This is a genomic window from Streptomyces sp. NPDC005955, assembly GCF_042871255.1.
In the GTDB taxonomy this organism is placed as follows: Bacteria; Actinomycetota; Actinomycetes; order Streptomycetales; family Streptomycetaceae; genus Streptomyces.
In genome coordinates, this window is record NZ_JBIAIF010000011.1 from 1 (window position 1) to 16,866 (window position 16,866).

The window sequence follows — 16,866 nt, forward strand, 5'->3', positions numbered from 1 at the left end:
ACCAACGACGCCCCCGCCCTCGCCCAGGCGGACGTGGGCGTCGCGATGAACACCGGCACCTCCGCCGCCAAGGAGGCCGGGAACATGGTCGACCTCGACTCCAACCCGACCAAACTCATCGAGATCGTGGAGATCGGCAAACAACTCCTCATCACGAGGGGCGCCCTCACCACCTTCTCCATCACCAACGACGTCGCCAAGTACTTCGCGATCATCCCCGCGATGTTCACCGGGACCCATCCCGGTCTGGAGACCCTCAACATCATGGGCCTGCACAGCCCCACGTCCGCGATCACCTCGGCGATCATCTTCAACGCCCTGATTATCGTCGTACTGATTCCGCTCGCCCTGCGGGGCGTGCGTTACACCCCGGCCTCGGCCCACGACCTGCTGCTCCGCAATCTGACGATCTACGGTCTCGGCGGCCTCCTCCTCCCCTTCGTCGGCATCAAGCTGATCGACCTGGTCGTCTCCACGCTTCCCGGCCTGGGCTGAACAGCGGCCCCTCCGACACGGACCGGTGCCCGGCCCTCGCCGGTCACCGAGGACTTCTCCGTCACGTTCGACTCGCGCCGCAGGGAAGGCCCCGAGCCCGCGGAAGGCGAGGCCGCCGTGCTGACATCCCCCACTACTCGGTGATACGTTGTAGTGGTACTCGGCGCTACGCAGTACCAGCGACCGAGGGGTCGATCCGCACGTTCCCGTCAGCCACGGCACGCCCCTCAGGCGTCGCCCGATCCGCGTACGCATCAGCTTCCGCCCCCCTGCGTTCCCCGGCCTCCGAAAGGGAGTCACCATGCCTTCAACTGTCATGCCCACACCCAGGCAGGGTGGCGGCCGTCCGTCGCCAATCGCCGTCTCCGCCGTCGGACTACGCAAGTCGTACGGCGACAAGCTCGTCCTCGACGGTGTCGATCTGCGCATCCCGACCGGATCGGTGTTCGCGCTGCTCGGCCCGAACGGCGCCGGCAAGACCACCGCCGTGAAGATCCTCTCCACGCTCATCAGCGCCGACGCCGGTGACCTGCACGTCGGCGGGCACGACCTGGCCGTCGACCCGCAGGCGGTCCGTTCCGCAGTCGGGGTCACCGGGCAGTTCTCCGCCGTCGACGCCCTGATCACCGGCGAGGAGAACATGCTCCTCATGGCGGACCTGCACCACCTGCCCAAGAGCGAGGGCCGGCGGGTCAGTGCCGAACTCCTGGAGCGCTTCGACCTGGCACAGGCCGCGAAGAAGCCCGCCTCGGCCTACTCCGGCGGCATGAAGCGACGGCTCGACCTGGCGATGACACTGGTCGGCAGCCCCCGGATCATCTTCCTCGACGAGCCGACGACCGGGCTCGACCCGCGTTCCCGCCACAACATGTGGAGCATCATCCGCGACCTCGTCTCCGACGGGGTGACCGTTCTCCTCACCACCCAGTACCTGGATGAGGCCGACCAACTCGCCGACCGCATCGCCGTGTTGAACGACGGCAAGATCGTCGCCGAAGGCACCGCCGAGGAACTCAAGCGCCTCGTCCCGGGCGGACACGTCCGGCTCCGCTTCACCGACCCGGCCGCGTACCAGTCCGCCGCGGACGCCCTGCGCGAGATCACCCGCAACGACGAGGCACTGTCGCTGACCATCCCCAGCGACGGCAGCCAGCGCGAACTGCGCTCCCTGCTCGACTGGCTCGACTCCGCCGGCATCGAGGCGGATGAACTGACCGTTCACACCCCCGACCTCGACGACGTGTTCTTCGCCCTGACCGGCCCCGCCTCCGCCCCCCACCAGCCGAAGGAGAACGTTCGATGAGCACCCTGTCCCTCGCCGTACGCGACTCGACGACCATGCTGCGCCGCAACCTCCTGCACGCCTGGCGTTACCCGTCGGGGACCCTGAACCTGCTGCTCACGCCGATCATGATGCTGCTGCTCTTCGTCTACGTCTTCGGCGACGTGATGAGCGCCGGCATCGGTGGCGGCAGCGCGAACCGCTCCGACTACATCGCCTACATCGTTCCCGGCCTGCTGCTGATGACCGTCGGCAGCACCGTGATCGGGGCGGCCGTGTCCGTCTGCGTCGACATGACCCAGGGCCTCACCGCCCGCTTCCGCACGATGGCGATCTACCGGGGCTCCCTGCTCGTCGGCCACGTCCTCGGCGGTGTGTTGCAGTGCGTGATGAGCGTGGTCCTCGTCGGCGCCGTCGGGATGGCGATGGGCTTCCGGTCCACGGGCGCCACAGCACTGGAGTGGATCGCGGCGTTCGGGCTGATCACCCTGTTCGCCCTGGCCCTCACCTGGATCGCGGTCGGGATGGGCGCGGCCAGTCCGAACCCCGAGGCGGCCGGCAACACGGCCATGCCGCTGATCCTCCTACCGCTCATCTCCAGTGCGTTCATCCCGGCCGACACGATGCCGGGCTGGTTCCGACCGATCGCCGAGTACCAGCCCTTCACCCCCGCCATCGAAACCCTCCGCGGCCTACTCCTCGGCACCGAGATCGGCAACAACGGATGGATCGCGATCGCCTGGTGCGTCGGCCTGATCGCGATCGGTTACCGCTGGTCGACGGCACAGTTCAACCGCGACCCGAACTAGCCGGGACGACCGCGCCGGCACCTCCGGCAGGGGCCGCCCGCTCCTGATCGCTGCGGGCGGCCCACCCTCCGTTTGCGAGGGGTCAGCGCACGTCGACGTGGTCGGCCGTGCTGGTCGCGGCGCCGGTCGCGGAGTTGCCGCCGTACACCCACCGGTAGTAGCCGTCGGCCGAGGCGGTGACCTTGGCCTTCAACGCTCCGGTGCGGCTGGTGGTGGCCTTCTTGACCGTCCGGAAGGTGTCGGTGCCCTTGGCCCGGTACTGGAGGCTGACCGTGCGGTCGCCGTACGCGTCGTACTTCTTCGTGTTCCAGTTCGCCCGGGTCAGCTTGCCGGTGACGGTGATGGTCTTGCCCTGGGCGACCGGCTCCGGCGAGGCGTCGACGGTGACCTTGGACAGGCGCTTGAGCGGAACGGTCAGGGACCGCTTCTCCCGCTCGGCGGTCTTGAGGCTTCCGTCGGCCTTCCACAGCTGTAGCAGCACTCCGACCTTCCAGGACGTGGCGTCGCTGTTGGAGTCGACGTGTTCCTGGGCCGGGTCCGGGTCGATGTAGAGGTTGCCCTCGCAGCGGGCGCGCCGGGAGTCGACCTCGTAGCAGGTGTAGCTGCCGTGAAGGTAGTTGTCGCCCGTGTCGGCGGCCCTCGTGATGCTGCCGTGGTAGAGGAAGGGGTGCGCGGTGTAGCGGAAGGGGTCGTCGGTGCTGTACCCGCGAGGCAGGGTGATGCGGAAGGTGAAGGACGGCTCCACCACCTTCGACGTGCCGACGACGATCGGCTTGCCCTTGTTGACGACGATGTCCGACACGGTGATGCCGGTGTCCGCGGCCCGGGCGGCCGGCGCGTTCAGCGTCGAGAGGCCCAGCGCTCCCACGAGCGCGGCCACCGCAGCGGTTCGTCTACCTGTCTTCATTCCCACCCCATCGAGATGATGCTGCCCTCAGGAAAGCCGGCAGCTTATCCGACGGGTACACGCGCTGCGGACCCCGACCGCCGCCGACACCCCGGTAGGACCGTGCCGGGGCAGGCCGTGCGGCCGAACCAGCCGGTTCGTACCGGTTCCGGCCAACTCCACTGCGACGGTCAACTGTTGTCAGGAGTCCCGTGGTCATCACGGGCAACGAGCTTCCCGGACACATCGGGTCAATCCCGTGACCCTTGCGTTCCGTGGTGTCCCGGGTGGCCGACCGGAGTGAGGAGCATCCCGTGGCAGAACGAACGACGGCACGCGGCAGGGCGGGAACGCTGAGGCGGAGCACCCGCGCGGTGCTGGTGGGGGCAGTCGCGGCGGGCATCGCCGCAGGCGTCCTCGCCGTCCCCGCCCAGGCCGGGCCGGGCCCGGGTCCCGGTCCTGGCGCCCGGTACGGGGCGACCCAGCGGGCGCTGGACGATCTCGTCCGGCAGGGCGCCCCGGGGGTCATCGCCCAGGTCCGCACCGGGGACCGGGTGTGGAACGGCACCGCGGGTGTCGCCGACCGCACCACCGGGGAGGCGAGGGCGGCGAACGAACGCTTCCGCATCGCCAGCATCACGAAGACCTTCGTGGCCGCCACCCTGCTCGACCAGGAGGCCGACGGACTGCTCAGCCTCGACGACACGGTGGAGAAGTGGCTCCCCGGAGTGGTCCGGGGCAACGGCAACGACGGCCGGGCGATCACGGTGCGGCAGTTGCTGAACCACAGCAGCGGACTGCGCGAGTACATGAGCGACCCGGAGTACCGACGGAAGTTCTTCACCAAGGAGTACCTGACGAGCCGCTACGAGGCCTGGCCCCCGTTGCGGACCGTGCGCGTGGGGCTGGCCCACCGGCCCGACTTCGCCCCCGGCGACCGCCACGCCTACTCCAACACCGGCTACGTACTCGCCGGGATGATCATCGAGAAGACCAGCGGGAACCCCTACGCCCAGGAGATCCGCGAGCGCGTCCTCAAGCCCCTCGGGCTCCGCCACACCACCCTGCCCGGAAACACGGTGACCATTCCGGGACCGCACCCGCGGATGTACTCCTTCCTCAGCGACGACCCCCAGGCGACCGAGATCCACGACGTGACCGAACAGAACGCGTCCCAGGCGTTCGGCGACGGCGACATCATCTCCACGACCGGCGACGTCAACCGGTTCCTGCAGGGCCTGCTGGCCGGCAGGCTGCTGCCCCGGAAACAGCTCGACGCGATGAAGCGGATGCTGCCCAACGCCGGTCCGGTCCAGGGCTACGAGGCGTACGGCCTCGGCCTCTACCGCTATCGCACCAGCTGCGGCACCACGGTCTACGGCCACAGCGGCGGAGCCGCGGGCGGTGGCAGCGAGGCCGTCGCCACGGAAACCGGCCACCGCTCCGTCACCATCAACGTCAATGCGGACTTCGCTTGGTCCCCAGACATCGTGAACTCGGTCTTCTGCGACGGAAAGGCCACGAAGAAGCGCCCGTCGCCACGCTAGCGCTCCGTTCGAGGATCGTTCAGCGGCGTGAAACAAGCGGACGGGGCGCATCGACGTTGCAGGGCTATCCGGCTGACATGGCACCCCAGAGTGCGATATCTGCGCATTGTAGGGGGCAACGTCATGTGGTGAGACCAGATGATCACCCAACAGAGCGGGTTCCGTGTCCACCCAGCGTCCTTCAGCACCTGGCCGTGCTGCCTGAGGCGTCGTCAGAGTCGAGCGCCCCAAGGGGATCACGGCATGTATGACGACGCGCTGCCCAGGACTGGGCTGGCCATCACCATCGGAGGGGTGTCGGTGGGGCTGTCTTGGCTCATCGGCATCGGTCTGCTAGCCATCGCGATCGGCATTCTCGTCATCCGGTATTGGCGGCAACGTGAGAGCACGTAAGACCTGTGCGTGGGCGGTCGTCATCATGACGGCCGCCCTGATCATTGCCTTCCACTGGCAGATGGGGAACACGACCTGGGACGTCACCGGGGTGTTCTACACGGCCGTTGCGGCGACGCTGGTGTGGATGCTCGGGTCCTCGGCGCGACGGCGCTCGTTCGCCCATCAACCGGTCGCCGACGGCCGGGTGGTGGTCGTCGTACCGGCCTACAACGAGCGGCCCGACCTGCTCCACGCCTGCATCCGGTCCTTGGTGTCCCAAACGAAACCGCCGGAGAGCATCATCGTCGTGGACGACGGCTCCGACACGCCGGTCGAGCACCTCGACTTGGCGGGCGTGGCATGGATGCGGCAGGACAACACGGGAAAGCGGGGGGCGCAGCTGGCCGGGCTGGCCCATGTCGGCGCTGCCGAGTGGGCCGACTTCGTGGTGACGGTGGACAGCGACAGCGTCGTCGCACCGGACGGGATCGAACAGTTGCTCCGGGCCATGTCCGATCCAACGGTGCAGGCAGCGACCAGTGCTTCTTGTCTCGTCCTCAACCGCACCGCGTCGATCTGGACGCGCGTGCAGGACCTGGAGATCAACCTCAGCAACATGGTGATGCGCCGGGCCCGGTCGTCGATCGGCGCGGTCGTGCCCACGTCGGGGGCGTTCTCGATCTACCGGGCGGGCATCCTCTGGGACAACTCCGAGGACTATCTGACGGAAGGCACCTTCGGCGACGATCGACGGCTCTCCCACTACTCGCTGCAACGCGGGCAGGTGGTCGCCGTCGACGAGGCGGTGGTCCGGTTCGAGATGCCGCCCACCTACCGCGGGACGTTCCGGCAGCGGACCCGCTGGTTCAAAGGGTACATGCGCTATCTGCCCTGGGAGCTGCGGAACTTCACCGGTTGGCCGCTCGCACTGCGCTGCTGGAACCTGACGCTGGTGGCGCTGTATCCGCTGATCGTCGGATACGTCCTCGTGGCCGTTCCGCTGCTGGGCGGCCAGGTGTACTGGCAGATGATCGCGTACTGGTTGGTCCTGCTGTACATGCAGACCTCCCTCTATCTCGAACGTCCGGAGATGCCGTTCCGATCGCGCCTCCTGTGGTGGCTGCTCCTCACGCCGCTGCTGTTGGCCTATCAAATGATGCTGCTCCGCCCGGCGATGTACTACGCGGCAACGCAGACCCGCAGGATGGGCTGGGCCACTCGCGGCGCCATGGGTGGTACTGCCGACAGCCCGCACTGCCGACAAGCCGTTCCCCTCGCCCGGTAGATCGGGCCCGCCGGGGCAAAGCAGAGGCGTTCTCCGCGCTCGCCGCACCCGAGAAGCTTGCCGATGCTGCACCATTTGTGATCATGTGTGCGTCATGATTCAGAAATGCACGATTAGTCCGCCTCATCGGACGGCCGTTTCTGATGCATCATCAGCCTGGGGTGTCGAGGGCCGAGCTCTGCGCGTGCTGATCACGGGCCAGGGGTACGTGGGGTTGCCCCTGGCCATGGCAGCGGTTCGGGCGGGCCACCAGGTCGTCGCGTACGAACCCGACCGCAAGCGTTGCCAGCGGCTGAGGGAAGCGGACTCCTACGTGGAGGACGTTCCGCGCCGGCACCTGCGGGCCGCGCTCGCCAGTGGACGCTACCTCCCGGTGTCCGACTCCACGGCGCTGGACCCCGGATGGGACGTTGCGGTCATCGCCGTGCCGACACCGCTCAGGGACGGGATGCCGGACCTGGGTCATGTCCGCGCCGCCGGCTCCCTGTTGGCACGCGGACTGCGCCGTGAGCAGGGCCAGACCGTGGTCCTGGAGTCCACCACCCACCCCGGCACCACGCGCAACGTCCTCATCCCCCTGTTGGAGGAGGAGTCCGGGCTCACCGCCGGCGCGGACTTCCACGCCGGTTACAGCCCCGAACGGATCGACCCCGGCAACCGGGAGTGGACGTTCGTCAACACGCCCAAGGTCGTCTCCGGCCTGACACCGGCCTGCACCGCACGGGTGCGCGCCTTCTACCGGACGGTCACGGAGACCGTGCACGAAGCGGGCACCCTGGAGAGCGCGGAACTGGCGAAGATCCTGGAGAACACCTTCCGGCACGTCAACATCGCCCTGGTCAACGAGCTGGCCCGCTTCGCCCACACCCTCGGTATCGACTTGTGGGACGCGCTGCGCCTGGCGGAGACCAAACCCTTCGGCTACATGAAGTTCACCCCCGGCCCGGGGGTGGGCGGTCACTGCCTACCCGTCGACCCCGTCTACCTCAGCCACCACGTCAGAACGACCTTGGGTGAGTCGTTCCGCTTCGTCGAGCTCGCCCAGGACATCAACGAGCAGCAACCCGCCTATGTGGTGCGGCGCCTCCAGGACGGCCTCAACGCCCGCGGAAGGCCGCTCAAGGGTTCGGCGATCGCCGCCCTCGGGCTGTCCTACAAACCCGGCAGCGCCGACGTACGGCAGAGCCCCGCCCGCGTCGCCATCGACATCCTGCGCGCCAAGGGCGCCATCGTTACGGTCGTCGACCCGCACGCGGCGGCGACCGAACCCGGGGTCCTCGGCGAGATGCTTCCCGCCGGTGACTACGACGCCGTGCTCATCCTCACGGCCCACCCCGAGTTCGACCTCGGCAAGGTGGTCGCCGAGGCCCCCTACGTGCTGGACACCCGCGGTGTGGCACCGGCCGGCTCCTCCGTCGAGCGCCTGTGACCCCGGTCGAACCGGCCGACCGGGGACCGAGGAGCCCGAGGGCCCGCAGGGGCGGTCGACATCGTGGTGGGGCTTCCCTCGACCCGGCGGCTCGTGTCACCGGGCCGAGAGGACGAGCTAGAGCACGGCGACCGTGAACCACGTGTTGGCGTAGTACCCGGCGTTGTACGTGTAGACGGTGATCGAACTGGCGTCGAAGCCGCAGGTGCCGGTCGGCGCGCGGCGGACGTCAAGGGTGGTCTGCCTTCCGCTGTTGGGCGTCGCCAGGACCACCGCGTTCCTCAGCGAGACGCTGCTGTTCACCTTGACGCAGTAGCGGCCCTTGGCCACCCGCTGGGACGACACGACGTTCTTGCCCGAGACGAGGGTGCCGTCGGCGCTGACCTTGGCGGCTGCGCGGGCGTTGGGGGCGTCCAGGTCGGCAGCCGCTGCCGACGTAGCGGTCAGGGGCAGCAAGGCCACTGCGCCGACGGTGACGGCCAGTGACATGCGTCTTCTCAACGACACGGAGACTCCTTCCGGTTGCCTGCCCACCGGTGAGGGCAGGCAGGGGAGGCGGGGGGCGCGAGAGCGCCGTCCACCTTGTCCGATTATGTGATCTTGAGGGGATACTGCACCGGCCCGGGCGCTGTGACCGCGCCTTTCGTCCCGGGTCCGCCGCACTTCACCCGGTCAGCGGCGGGGCACAGGCCAGCGCCCGTGCGCCCCGGAGAGCCGGCCTACGACCCGCCTCGCCGGTCACGGCGCCGGCTCCGCGCGCGGCAGCTCCAGGACGAAGGCGGTGGCGCCCGGCTCGCTGCTCAGGGTCAGGGTGCCGCCGTGCGCGACCACCAGGGAGCGGGCCACCGCGAGGCCGAGTCCGCTGCCGCCGCTCTCCCGGCTGCGGGCCTTGTCGACGCGGTAGAAGCGGTCGAAGACCCGGCGCTGGTCGGCGTCCGTGATGCCGGGCCCCGTGTCGGCCACGACCACCCGGGCGGACACCGGCGTCAGGCCCACCGTCATGGACACACGCGTCCCCGCGGGCGTGTGGACGGCCCCGTTGGTCAGCAGGTTGTCGAGGACCTGGCGGACACGGACGGGGTCCAGGCTCAGCGGCAGCGGCCGGGACCCGGTGTCGAGCACGAGCGGATGGCCGGGGTGGGCGGCGCGGAAGGCGTCGGCCGCCTGCCGGGCGAGGTCCGCCAGATCGCACGGTTCGAGGCGCAGCGACGCGTCCACCTCGGCGGCGTCGAGCCGGGCGAGCAGCAGCAGGTCGTCCAGGAGGACGCCCATGCGGGCGGCTTCGGAACGGAGCCGGGCGAGGTGTTTGTCGCGTTCCTCGGGGACGTTGGCTGCGGCGTACTGGAACAGGTCCGCGTAGCCGCGCACCGACATCAGGGGGGTGCGCAGTTCGTGTGAGGCGTCGGCGACGAAGCGGCGCAGCCGCTGTTCTGCCTCGGCGCGTACCGCCAGGGAGTCGTCGATGTGTTCCAGCATCGTGTTGAAGGCGGTGCGCAGTTCCTCGACCTCGGGTCCGCCACCGGACCGGTCGGCGCGCAGGGGCAGTCGGGACGCCGACTCGGTGAGGTCGTGCGAGGCGATGCCGTGCGCCGTGTGCGCCATGTCGCTGAGCGGCCTCAGGCCGCGCCGCAGCAGGAGCCGTCCGGAGACGACGAGGGCCAGCAGGGCAACGGTGAACGCGATCACCTGGACCGTGATCAGTTGCTCCATCGTGTCCTCGGTCTCCGCCATCGGGGCGGCGCTGACCAGGACGACCCCGGGCACGACCTCGCAGGCCCGCAGCCGGTAGGCACCCTTTCCCCCCACCTGCGCGGTGCTCGTCACATCGCCGGTGGCGTCGGCACGCGTCTGGGCGAGGGCCGTGAACTCCTCGATGTCGTCCGGCACATCGGCCGGTCGGCGCAGCGCCGCGGTGCCGTCGCGGACGTCGTACACCGCCGTGTACCACCCGTAGTACGGCTGGCGGGTGACCGTGCCGTTCTCGGCGGCGTCCTTGGCCTGGACGTTCTGCACCAGCTTCAGCTGGGCGATCTGCTGGTGTCCCAGGTAGTCGCGCATGTACGCGGTCAGGGCCGTGCCGACGACGGCGAAGGCCACCAGCGAGAGCGCGCCGAGGCCGAGGGCGAGCCTGGTTCCGAGACGGAGCCTGCGGTACGCGTGGCGCAGCCGTGCGCTCATTCCGCTGCTTGCCTGACCACGTAGCCGAAGCCGCGCACGGTGTGGATGAGCGGACTGCCGGTCGCGTCGAGCTTGCGGCGCAACCTGCTGACGACGAGCTCGACGACGTTCGAGCGGCCGCCGAAGCCGTACTCCCACACATGGTCGAGGATCTGCGCCTTGGTGAGTACGGTCGGGGACTTGCGCATGAGGTAGCGCAGCACGTCGTACTCGGTCGGGGTCAGCGTCAACGGGCAGTCCCCACGCCGTACTTCCCTCGTGTCCTCGTCCATCGTCAGATCGGCGACCCGTAGGAAGGACCGCTTGAATCCCGGTCCGGTGCTGCGCCGCAGCACAGTGCGGAGCCGGGCCATCAGCTCCTCCACCGCGAACGGCTTGACCAGGTAGTCGTCGCCGCCGCGGGTGAGCCCCGCGACCCGGTCGGCGACGGTGTCGCGCGCGGTGAGGAACACCACGGGCACCATCGTCCCGGCCGCGCGCAGCCCGTCCAGCACGCCGAATCCGTCGAGGTCGGGCAGCATCAGGTCAAGGACGACGATGTCCGGGGGACGGCCGGCGGCCGACCGCAGCGCTTCCCGGCCCGAGTTGGCCGTGACCGCTTCCCAGCCCTCGTAGCGGGCGACCGTCGCGACGAGGTCGGCGATCGCCGGGTCGTCGTCCACGACCAGCACTCGTATCTTGTCCACCCGTCCATCCTGCGGCACACGGACGGCGGCGCGGCCCCACTGGTCCGTGCCGGGGCACTTCGACACGGAGTTGAAAGTCCCCTGACAGGGAATCGACAGGTCCCGGCGGTCAAGCTCTCTCCACCGACCCGATCCAGGAGGTTCCGGCCCGTGACCGTTGTCCCCTCGACGTCCGCACCGCCGCCCCCCGCACCGGCTCCGCCCGTTCCCTCCTCTGCGCTGCGCCCCCGGGCGGCGGCCAGAGCCGGCCTGTACGTCCTGCTCGGCGCGAACGCGGTGGCCGTCGGGTACTTCTTCTTCCGGGCGGGCTTCGCGTCCAACGCGCTGATCGTGCTCGGTCGTCTCTGTGGCCTCTACGGCGCCCTGTTCATGGCCTTCCAACTGCTGCTGGTCGCCCGGCTGCCCTGGCTCGACCGCCGCATCGGCATGGACCGGCTCACCGCCTGGCACCGCGTCACCGGCTTCGGACTGCTGTGGTCGCTGGTCGGACACGGCGTCTTCCTCACCTTCGGCTATGCCCAGGCGTCCTCGCTCGACCCGGTCGACCAGCTGATCGATCTGGCGGAAACCACCGAGGGCGTGCTGCGGGCGGTCGTCGCCGTGGTCCTCCTCCTGGTCGTCGGCGGGGCCTCGGCCCGCTGGGCGCGACGCCGACTCGCGTACGAGACCTGGCACTTCATCCATCTCTACACCTACGTCGCGGTGGCCCTCGCCTTCACCCACCAGGTCGCGGCCGGCACCACGTTCACCACGTCGTCGGCCGCCACCGCGTACTGGTACGGCCTGTGGTGCTGCGCGCTCGGCGCGGTGTTCGCCGGTCGCGTCGTGCTCCCCCTCCGACGCAACCTGCGGCACCGGCTGCGTGTGTCGGCCGTCGTGCCCGAGTCCGATCACGTCGTCTCCGTCTATGTGACGGGGCGTGACCTGCACCGGCTCCCCGCCCGTGCGGGCCAGTTCTTCCTCTGGCGGTTCATGACGAAGGACCGCTGGTGGCAGGCGAACCCGTACTCGCTGTCGGCCGCCCCGGACGGCGCCCGCCTGCGGCTGACGGTGAAAGCGTCCGGCGCGGGGTCCGCGTCCCTGCGCCATCTGGAGCCGGGGACCCGCGTGTTCGCCGAGGGCCCCTACGGCGCCTTCACCAGCCTCCACCGCACCCGCCCGAACACCCTGCTGATCGCGGGCGGTGTCGGCATCACCCCGATCCGCGCGCTCCTGGAAGACCTGCACGGCCATGCCGTGCTCGTCTACCGTGTGTCCGCCGCCCGGGACGCGGTCCTCTACGGTGAGCTGCGGGAACTCGCCGCTGCCAAGGGCGCGTCGCTGCATCTGATCAGCGGGCCGCCGGACCCCGACCCGCTGTCGCCGGTCGCACTGTCCACGCTCGTCCCCGACCTCATCGAGCGCGACGTCTACGTCTGCGGCCCGCCCGGCATGACCCGCTCCGTGCTGCGTGGTCTGCGCACGCTCGGTGTGCCCAAGCCGCAGATCCACTACGAACGCTTCAGCCTGGCCCGATGACCGAGCTGGCCGAATGACCGGGCTGGCCGGATGACCGAGTACAGCAGACGAAGGGGAACACCACGTGAGACGAGCACTACCCGTCCTGGTCCTGTCCGTCGCGGCGCTGATCCCGGTCTGGCGGTACACCCCCTCGATCGCCACGTCCGCTCAGGCGCCGCCGAGTCCGACGGAGGGTCCGGCCCCGTCCGCGCCCTCGTCGGACACCTCCGTTCCGCCTTCGTCCTCCCCCGGCACCCGGGTGATCGCCGGGGCGACGATCCCGACCGAGAAGGGTGACGTACAGGTCGAGGTGACGCTGACGGCCGGCAGGATCACCGCGGTCAAGGCCCTCAAGGCTCCCGCGCACCCCCAGACCACGGCAGCCCTGCCGAAGCTGATCGAGGCGACCCTCGAAGCCCAGAGCGCCGACATCGACGCGGTGACGGGGGCGACGATCACCAGCGACGGCTACCGGGATTCCCTCCAGGCCGCCCTCGACCAGCGGACCGGCACCTGACGTGATCCGAGTCGAACACGTCATGGGCCTGCCGGTTTCCCTGCGTATCGACGACACGCCCGTCCCTGCGGGGGCCGCGGACGCGGTCTTCGCGTGGCTCCGGCAAGCCGACGCACGGTTCAGCCCGTTCAGGCCCGACAGCGAGGTGTCCCGCCTGAACCGGGGCGAGCTGAGCACCGCCGACGTCGGCGCCGACCTCGCCCGTGTCCTGGAACTGTGCGAGCAGTACCGGCGAGCGAGCGGCGGTGCCTTCGACGTGCGCGTGCCGGGCCGGGGGCTCGACCCGTGCGCGGTCGTCAAGGGCTGGTCCGTCCAGCTCGCCGCCGAACTGCTGACGGCAGCCGGCGTCCGACGGTTCTGCCTGAACGCCGGCGGCGACGTGGTCGTCGGCGGCGGCCCCTGGAGGGTGGGCATCCGTCATCCCGAGGACGCCGGCCGGCTCTGCGCGGTGCTGGAGCTGACGGATGCGGCTGTCGCCACGTCCGGCCACTACGAACGCGGCGCCCACATCCTCGACGCCCGCACCGGCCGCCCCGCCACTGGTCTGCTCTCCGTCACGGTCGTCGCGCCGACGCTCACGGAAGCGGACGCGACGGCGACAGCGGCGTTCGCGCTGGGTGCGGAGGGTGTCGCGTGGGCGGCCGGGCGCCCGCACTGCGAGGTGTTCGCCGTCGACACGGCCCGCAAGGTCCTGAGCACGGCGGGGCTACCACGCCACGCGGCGAACTCCCGGTGCACGGCGTCGGTCGTTCCGGGAGCGGGTCCCTAGGGAATCCGCTACGGGGCGACGAAGGTCTTCATCAAGGCCCGGTAGTGTTCCACTTCAGCGCGGTCCCGCAGGAATTCACGGAAGCCGTTCAACCGGCTGTTGTACTGGTTGATCGGCTTCCATCCGGTGGCGGGCGCAACGTCGCGGCGGGTCGGCCATTGCAGTCCGGTGCTCTGACGTTCCACGGACATCTGCCAGGCCACGTAGAGCTTCGCTGCTGCTGGGTGGCGCGCCTTCCGGAGGATCGCCACCGTTTGCGGCCAGCTCATGAATGGGTCCGTCCGCGGTACGACGTACCGAAGGGGCTGCCCCGGGACGGGCGCCAACGACGCGATGTGGGCGAGGGTCGCGGTGCGCTGGCCGCTGACCAGCGACGCCGTGGTCGCCCCTGCGTTGGCGACGATCAGCGGCCGCTGCTCCATGAACTGCTCCATGTACCGCAGACCGTACTTCCGGGTCACCAGGTGGAACGCGAACAGGATGGCGTCTTCCGCGGTGGGGTCCGGAATGACGATCTTGTCGCGGAACGCCGGTGCCAGAAAGTCGCTGGCGTCCCTCGGCGCTTCGGCATCGGAGAGGAGGGCGCTGTTGCTCACGCGGCCGAAGGAACGGACCGCGATGCCGATGTAGGCGTCGTCGGGGTCCCGGTACTGCGGGAACACCGCTTCGGCGCCCGGGGGACGGTACGGGAGGAGCGCGTTCTGGGCCTTCCAGCGGTCGAAGTCGTACAGGGTCTGTAGCTGAACGAGGTCCGGCTCCAGACCGCCCAGGGCCAGCTGCCGGTTGACCAGGGCACTTTGAACCGGGCTGTAGCGGACGGTGAAGACGGCGTCGATCCCGGGAAAGGCGGTGACGAACGCCTCGCGGGTCCGGGCCTCCTGTTGGGGGGAGCTACCGCCGGCCCACACGACGAGCTTGCCGCCCTCGTCGAGCGCATCCCTGTACAACTGCTCCAGATGTCGAGCCGAGTCGCCGTCGACCGCCGCCGAAGCCGCGGAGGCATTCTTCTGCGCGAATGCCGAGGCGCCAATCCCCATCGCGCCGACCGCAGCGTATTTCAGGATGCCGCGTCGACCAGTTCCACGCGTCATCGAATCACGACTTTTCAATGTTCCCTCCATTGACTCTCTCTGAGCAACACTGGTGAATGGGGGCGTCATTCTGTTGACGTGACCACCTTGCCACAGCGTTTCCGAACTCAGATCAATCGACAGGTCATTGATAGCCAACCCGACCTTGGCTGCCCGCTCACAGGGAGAATGGGCCCCTCCAGGAATTGCCTCTCGCCCTGCGCTGATCTCGACCGTCTCAGGTGTGATCACGGAGTCCGTGCGGACCGTTCGTTACGCCCTGCCCGGGGCGCTACGCTCCGTCACCGGTGACTTCGGCGGTCGTCGACGACCTCAACGTGTCGAGGGCGGTTGCCGTGGGACCGCCCGGTTCGGCTTGGTAGACCACCAGTTGCTGGTGGGGGGCTCCATTGACCGTGAAGGCCGCGAAGGCGATGTGCAGGTCCCCGACCCGGGGGTGCTTGAGGTGCTTTCCCTCCTGGGACTTTCCCTTGATGTCGTGCGTACGCCACAGTCGGGCGAACTCCCCACTCACGTCTGACAGTTCCGCCACCACCCGGGCGATCCGGGAGGACCCGGGGTCATGTCCGTAAGCGGCCCTGATCTCCGCGACGCAGGAGTGCGCGGCCCGCTCCCACTGCTGGTAGAAGTCGCGTCCGGCGGGGTCGGCGAACACCATGCGGGCGAGGTTGTCGAACCGGTCGAATCCGCTGTGCAGGGCCACGGCGAGGGAGTTGGCCGCCATGACGTCGAGGGCCGGACCGACGACGAAGGCCGGGGTGTGCTCCCACCCGTCCATCAATTGGAGGAGCTGCGGGCTGACGGCCGAGTCGTCCCGGTCGCGGGGGCGCTGTGAGGGCGCGAGACACAGACGGTGGAGATGGTCCGTAGCCTCCGCGTCGAGCTTCAGCACCTGCGCGACCGCGTCGAGGACCTGCGGGGACGGGTTGTTCTCGCGGCCCTGTTCCAGACGAACGTAGTAGTCGGGGCTCACTCCGGCGAGCAGCGCGACTTCCTCCCTGCGCAGTCCCGGCACCCGCCGCCGCCCGTGCTCGGGGAGGCCCACGTCCCGCGGTTTCACCGCGTCTCGGCGACCTCTGAGGAAGTCACCCAAGGGCGTCCCTTTGCTCATGCCGCAAGACTAGGTGCCTCTCCCGCGGAGAGAACCGCCCTCTCGGAACGGAGGGGGGAGCGGGACGCCAGGGGGATCAGCGGAGCTTCATGACGTAACCCGCGTGGTGGAGTTCGTCGTCCCGGAACTCGCCGTAGGCCCAGAAGCCGAGGTCGTCCCGGTAGTCGATGCGGTCGCCGTCGATCCAGTAGCGGCCCTGGTAGGCGTGCGGGCGCCCGCCCCGGGTCTCGTCGTAACGGCCGTCCGCGGTGAGTTCCTGGTGCAGGAAGCCGTTGCGGTCCGTCCAGGTGCCGATGCGTGGGCCGCCGGTCAGGTCCCCGGTGGCCGGGACGCCCGCTTCCGGCGCGGTGGCCCGGCCGGGGACGTCGGCGCCGGACCAGCGGACCGGCCGTCCGGCCGCGACGAGCGCGCGGACCTGCTCCGGTCGCGTCAGGAGCGTGGCAACCGCGCTCGGGACGTCGGCGGCGAGTCCGTCGGGCAGTACCAGGAAGTCCGAGGTGTTCCCCGGCGCCAGGGTCGCGACGTACTCGGAACGCTGACCGCGGCCTGCGGCCAGGGCCACGGTGTCCACGACGGCGGGGGTGATGGTCAGCCCGGTGCAGTCGACGACGATGGCGTGGTCGTCCTCGGCGGCGGTGATGATGCCGGCCTCCTTGCCGCTTCCGACGCGCTGCATGCTCCTCGACGGCAGGGCACTGCACGGGCACGGAGGGCGAGAGGAGACTTCACACTCCCCCAGAGCCGCAACCCGAACAACGGCTCGAATCCACAACCCATCGCCCCCCCCGCGCGCAAACGGCGCTTCACCGACCGATTGCGCCGCGTCAATCCTCGCTTGCCTCGCACGCCACCCACGCACCCCCGCACCACCCTGGTACCTCTCGCACTCCCTTTTCATATATGGCG

16 protein-coding genes and 1 pseudogene are annotated in these 16,866 nt (G+C 69.6%); 10 read left to right on the forward strand and 7 right to left on the reverse strand.

Annotated elements, in window-relative coordinates; all coding sequences use genetic code 11:
• The 3 genes and pseudogenes from ACFYOU_RS24140 to ACFYOU_RS24150 all read left to right on the forward strand — a co-directional run.
• Window positions 1-495: pseudogene (locus ACFYOU_RS24140) on the forward strand (potassium-transporting ATPase subunit B); the annotation flags it as partial.
• 316 nt (window positions 496-811) lie between these two features.
• Window positions 812-1,798 carry an ATP-binding cassette domain-containing protein gene (locus ACFYOU_RS24145; protein WP_391308374.1) on the forward strand — a complete coding sequence of 329 codons (987 nt, stop codon included), beginning with the start codon at window positions 812-814 and terminating at the stop codon, window positions 1,796-1,798.
• Window positions 1,795-2,586, forward strand: coding sequence for an ABC transporter permease (locus ACFYOU_RS24150; RefSeq protein ID WP_389764176.1), 792 nt, complete (start codon window positions 1,795-1,797; stop codon window positions 2,584-2,586). Before ACFYOU_RS24145 ends, ACFYOU_RS24150 begins: the two co-directional genes overlap by 4 nt.
• Before the next feature lie 82 nt (window positions 2,587-2,668).
• Here ACFYOU_RS24150 and ACFYOU_RS24155 read toward each other — a convergent pair whose 3' ends face one another.
• Window positions 2,669-3,493: a hypothetical protein gene (locus ACFYOU_RS24155; protein WP_391308376.1), complete on the reverse strand. Its 825-nt coding sequence runs from the start codon at window positions 3,491-3,493 to the stop codon at window positions 2,669-2,671.
• A gap of 293 nt (window positions 3,494-3,786) precedes the next feature.
• Here ACFYOU_RS24155 and ACFYOU_RS24160 point away from each other — a divergent pair, with 293 nt between their 5' ends.
• The 4 genes from ACFYOU_RS24160 (at window position 3,787) to ACFYOU_RS24175 (ending at window position 8,108) form a co-directional block, all read left to right on the forward strand.
• Entirely contained in the window at window positions 3,787-5,019 is a 1,233-nt protein-coding gene (locus tag ACFYOU_RS24160) for a serine hydrolase (protein WP_391308378.1), read from the forward strand.
• 243 nt (window positions 5,020-5,262) lie between these two features.
• A complete protein-coding gene (locus ACFYOU_RS24165) occupies window positions 5,263-5,412 on the forward strand; it encodes a hypothetical protein (protein ID WP_389774413.1) in 150 nt (49 codons plus the stop codon).
• Window positions 5,399-6,679 (forward strand): glycosyltransferase, encoded by a 1,281-nt coding sequence (locus ACFYOU_RS24170; RefSeq protein WP_391308381.1) that lies wholly within the window; start codon window positions 5,399-5,401, stop codon window positions 6,677-6,679. Before ACFYOU_RS24165 ends, ACFYOU_RS24170 begins: the two co-directional genes overlap by 14 nt.
• Window positions 6,680-6,857: 178 nt before the next feature.
• Window positions 6,858-8,108, forward strand: a complete 1,251-nt coding sequence (locus tag ACFYOU_RS24175) for a nucleotide sugar dehydrogenase (protein WP_391308656.1) — start codon at window positions 6,858-6,860, stop codon at window positions 8,106-8,108.
• Window positions 8,109-8,225: 117 nt separating this feature from the next.
• Here the strand turns inward: ACFYOU_RS24175 and ACFYOU_RS24180 are convergent, their stop codons facing one another.
• The 3 genes from ACFYOU_RS24180 to ACFYOU_RS24190 all read right to left on the reverse strand — a co-directional run bounded on the left by ACFYOU_RS24180 (window position 8,226) and on the right by ACFYOU_RS24190 (window position 10,972).
• Window positions 8,226-8,615 (reverse strand): hypothetical protein, encoded by a 390-nt coding sequence (locus ACFYOU_RS24180; RefSeq protein ID WP_391308382.1) that lies wholly within the window; start codon window positions 8,613-8,615, stop codon window positions 8,226-8,228.
• A gap of 231 nt (window positions 8,616-8,846) precedes the next feature.
• Window positions 8,847-10,286: an ATP-binding protein gene (locus tag ACFYOU_RS24185; RefSeq protein ID WP_391308384.1), complete on the reverse strand. Its 1,440-nt coding sequence runs from the start codon at window positions 10,284-10,286 to the stop codon at window positions 8,847-8,849.
• A complete protein-coding gene (locus tag ACFYOU_RS24190; protein WP_391308386.1) occupies window positions 10,283-10,972 on the reverse strand; it encodes a response regulator in 690 nt (229 codons plus the stop codon). Before ACFYOU_RS24190 ends, ACFYOU_RS24185 begins: the two co-directional genes overlap by 4 nt.
• Before the next feature lie 150 nt (window positions 10,973-11,122).
• Here ACFYOU_RS24190 and ACFYOU_RS24195 point away from each other — a divergent pair, with 150 nt between their 5' ends.
• The 3 genes from ACFYOU_RS24195 (at window position 11,123) to ACFYOU_RS24205 (ending at window position 13,758) form a co-directional block, all read left to right on the forward strand.
• The gene (locus tag ACFYOU_RS24195; protein WP_391308388.1) at window positions 11,123-12,490 is read left to right on the forward strand and encodes a ferric reductase-like transmembrane domain-containing protein; all 1,368 of its coding nucleotides are present in this window, start codon (window positions 11,123-11,125) and stop codon (window positions 12,488-12,490) included.
• A 64-nt stretch (window positions 12,491-12,554) separates the two neighbouring features.
• Window positions 12,555-12,989, forward strand: coding sequence for an FMN-binding protein (locus ACFYOU_RS24200; RefSeq protein ID WP_391308390.1), 435 nt, complete (start codon window positions 12,555-12,557; stop codon window positions 12,987-12,989).
• A gap of 1 nt (window position 12,990) precedes the next feature.
• Window positions 12,991-13,758, forward strand: a complete 768-nt coding sequence (locus ACFYOU_RS24205) for an FAD:protein FMN transferase (protein WP_391308392.1) — start codon at window positions 12,991-12,993, stop codon at window positions 13,756-13,758.
• 8 nt (window positions 13,759-13,766) lie between these two features.
• Here the strand turns inward: ACFYOU_RS24205 and ACFYOU_RS24210 are convergent, their stop codons facing one another.
• The 3 genes from ACFYOU_RS24210 to ACFYOU_RS24220 form a co-directional block, all read right to left on the reverse strand.
• Window positions 13,767-14,987, reverse strand: coding sequence for an ABC transporter substrate-binding protein (locus tag ACFYOU_RS24210; RefSeq protein WP_391308394.1), 1,221 nt, complete (start codon window positions 14,985-14,987; stop codon window positions 13,767-13,769).
• Window positions 14,988-15,120: 133 nt separating this feature from the next.
• Window positions 15,121-15,960 (reverse strand): helix-turn-helix domain-containing protein, encoded by an 840-nt coding sequence (locus ACFYOU_RS24215; protein WP_391308396.1) that lies wholly within the window; start codon window positions 15,958-15,960, stop codon window positions 15,121-15,123.
• Window positions 15,961-16,036: 76 nt separating this feature from the next.
• Window positions 16,037-16,636, reverse strand: a complete 600-nt coding sequence (locus tag ACFYOU_RS24220) for an Atu4866 domain-containing protein (RefSeq protein WP_391308398.1) — start codon at window positions 16,634-16,636, stop codon at window positions 16,037-16,039.
• Between the last annotated feature and the right edge of the window lie 230 nt (window positions 16,637-16,866).